Annotated in this window: 3 protein-coding genes; all 3 read right to left on the bottom strand. The window is 67.2% G+C overall.

The features are described from left to right. Nucleotides 1-460: 460 nt before the first annotated feature. The 3 genes from IE207_RS32760 to IE207_RS32770 all read right to left on the bottom strand — a co-directional run bounded on the left by IE207_RS32760 (nucleotide 461) and on the right by IE207_RS32770 (nucleotide 2,465). Nucleotides 461-1,723 (bottom strand): MFS transporter, encoded by a 1,263-nt coding sequence (locus IE207_RS32760; protein ID WP_229874301.1) that lies wholly within the window; start codon nucleotides 1,721-1,723, stop codon nucleotides 461-463. A 98-nt stretch (nucleotides 1,724-1,821) separates the two neighbouring features. Next, nucleotides 1,822-2,028: a hypothetical protein gene (locus IE207_RS32765; RefSeq protein ID WP_190187972.1), complete on the bottom strand. Its 207-nt coding sequence runs from the start codon at nucleotides 2,026-2,028 to the stop codon at nucleotides 1,822-1,824. Between the two features lie 80 nt (nucleotides 2,029-2,108). Then, complete coding sequence (locus IE207_RS32770; protein ID WP_190187973.1) at nucleotides 2,109-2,465, bottom strand: hypothetical protein; 357 nt, start codon at nucleotides 2,463-2,465, stop codon at nucleotides 2,109-2,111. Nucleotides 2,466-2,615 lie beyond the last annotated feature (150 nt).

Consider the following 2,615-nt stretch of genomic DNA (forward strand, 5'->3'; position numbering starts at 1 on the left):
AATAAGACCGGCTGACCACAACGTCCTCGCTGTGTTCGGTTGCCTGCCCCTGACAGAGTCAGGGCCAGGACTTTTTCAAAGGAACCTCATCCACCGAAGTGGACGGGGTATCAACTTCTGGCGTTGATTTTTGGCACGCTGTTGAGTTCTCAAGGAACGGACGCTTCCTTCGTACTCACCCTCTCGGGCTTTCCTCCGGGCGCTTCCTTTGTTCTTCGTTTTGTTCTTGCGTTTCCGACTCTATCAGACTCTCTCGTGTCCGATTCCCGGTCGAAGCGGGGTTCGCTTTCCAGTTCTTCGCTTTCGCGTTTCCCTTTCCGGCGAGACCGACTCTATCAGAACTTTTCCACCGGATTTCCCGGCTTCTGAATCCTGATTGAGGAGTCGAGGTGCCCCGGTCGGAATTGCGTTCCTCGGGGGGCGTGTGCCGAACCTTTCAGCTCCAGGCAACCGTTCTACTCTACAGCTCCCCCACCACACCGTCAAAACGGCGCAGCTCCGCCTCGGGCCGGTGGGTCTGACTGTGCCTCGGGAGCAAGAACGGGGTCGTCATGATGAGGAGACCGGCGACCGCGATCGCCGTACGCGGGCTGGTGATGCCGGCCAGGAGCCCCCACAGGGCGGTCAGCCCGGCGATCGTCGCTTTGCTGGAGACCGACCACGCGGCCAGGGTGCGGGCCACTCGGTCTGTCGGGGTCCGCTCGAGCCGGAAGGTGGCGAAGACCGGGTTGAACACTCCCATACAGGTGATCAGCCCGAACTCGACGGCCATGACGAGCACGAGCCCGGCTGCCCCCGGGCCGATGAAGGCCAACCCGAGCAGCCAGCACGCCCGCAGTACCCCGGTGGTGAACATGACCCTGTGCTGCCCGTACCGGGCGACGAGCCGAGGGGCCAGGCGTGAGCCGATCAGGCCGCCGAGGCAGGGGACGGCGAAGGCGAGGCCGTACTGCCAGGGCGCGAACCCGAGGCGGCCTAGCATGAGGACCGCCATCAGTGGCTGAGTCGCCATGATCAGGCCGCTCACCAGGATGGTGTTGGCGAACAGCTGCCGCAGCGCGGAATCGGCCAGGATGTACCGCCACCCGTCGAGCAGGTCACCCGCTCGCAGCCGTGGCCGAGCACCGGTCTGCGTCGGCTGCGGCTCCCGCCCTCCGATCGCTCGGATCCCCAGCGCCGAGAGCAGGTAGCTCACCGCGTTGGCCATCACGGTCATCACCGGACCGAACAGCCCGATCGCGGCCCCGCCGAGCGGTGGCCCGAGCACCGAGGCGGTCCAAGTCGTGGACTCGAAGCGCCCGTTGGCGACCAGCAGGTCCTCCGGTCTCACCAGCGCCTTCAAACATGCGCCGCCGGCCGCCGTGAAGGCGATGTCGGCTGCGCCGACGACGACCGACACGACCAGAAGCTGGGCGAAACCGAGCCGGCCCATCGCGTACGCCGCCGGAACGCTCATCAACGCCGTGAACCGGACCAGGTCCATCGCCACCATCACCGGCCGCTTGCGACGGAACTCCACCCACGGGCCCAGCGGCACCGCCACCACCGCACCGACCGCCAGCCCGGCGGCCGCCAACACCGACACCTCGGTCGCCCCGGCGTGCAGGACGAGGACCGCGATCAAGGCGAACGCGTCGAACGCGAGCCACGTCCCGAGCGTGCTCACCGCGTACGCCGCCCACAACCACCCGAACTGCCGCCCCAGCCCCTGACCGGCTCCCACTGCCAACACCCCTCGCTCTCGCCGACTGGCCATCACGGCACCGGCACCCCTTGCATCGCTTCCCTCCCAGCACCGCTTTGGGCGTCGCCAGAGGTTGGTCAGAGGTTGACCCGCTTGAGGTACACACGGCAGCGGTGCGGAATGGTCTGGTACCAGAGCAGCAGATGCTCATCCTCGTAGGTACGGAGCCGCATCGGGTGAGGGTCCTCGTAGAGGCTGCCGTCCTTGGGGTCGATGGCCATGGAGGCCAGGTCGACCAGGCCGTCCATCACCGCCTCGACGAGGCACTGCTGCTCCGTCGGCATATCGCCGAACACCCATACCCGGCTGGGATCGCACTCCCATGCCCAACCGCCGTCATTCTCGACGCCCTCGCCGCGCGAGGTCACTGACCGATCTCCGCCTGGGCCTCGGCGAGGATGCGGCTGCTCGTCTCCATGGCGGCCCGGAACTCCTGCTCCGTCGCTCGCGGGTCTCCGGCGACGCGTTCGGCCTCCAGGAGCGCCGCGGACCGCGCCGGCCACCGGTGGATCGCCACGTGCGTCGCCCACTTGATCAGGAAGAACCGCAGCGGATTGATCGCTCCGGTCTCCGCAGCCCGGTCGAACGCCTCGTTGCATTCCTTGTCGAGCACGGGGAGGCTCGCCATGTCGATCCGCCGCACGGCATCCCGCAGCGCTTCGCGCGTCATGGCCGGCTGGGGAATGAGCGGCCCGCCGGCATCCAGCTGCTGTGCTGTCATCTGCCCTCCAGGGAACGCGGCCAGGATACCCAGCCCGGCACGCGGCCGAGCGGCTATGGCTCCGAAGACCCTGTGGGTTCGGTGAATTCCGGTGGACGCTGGTGAAGGCTGGTGAACGCAGAAAAGCCCCGCACCGAACCCATGAAGGGC

The organism is Streptomyces cirratus (assembly GCF_014650775.1).
In the GTDB taxonomy this organism is placed as follows: Bacteria; Actinomycetota; Actinomycetes; order Streptomycetales; family Streptomycetaceae; genus Streptomyces; species Streptomyces cirratus.

What these genes read in the sequence shown, in the direction of transcription:
- IE207_RS32765 (WP_190187972.1), bottom strand. Translation starts at nt 2,028, where the DNA reads ATGCCGACGGAGCAGCAGTGCCTCGTCGAGGCGGTGATGGACGGCCTG.
- IE207_RS32770 (WP_190187973.1), bottom strand. Translation starts at nt 2,465, where the DNA reads ATGACAGCACAGCAGCTGGATGCCGGCGGGCCGCTCATTCCCCAGCCG.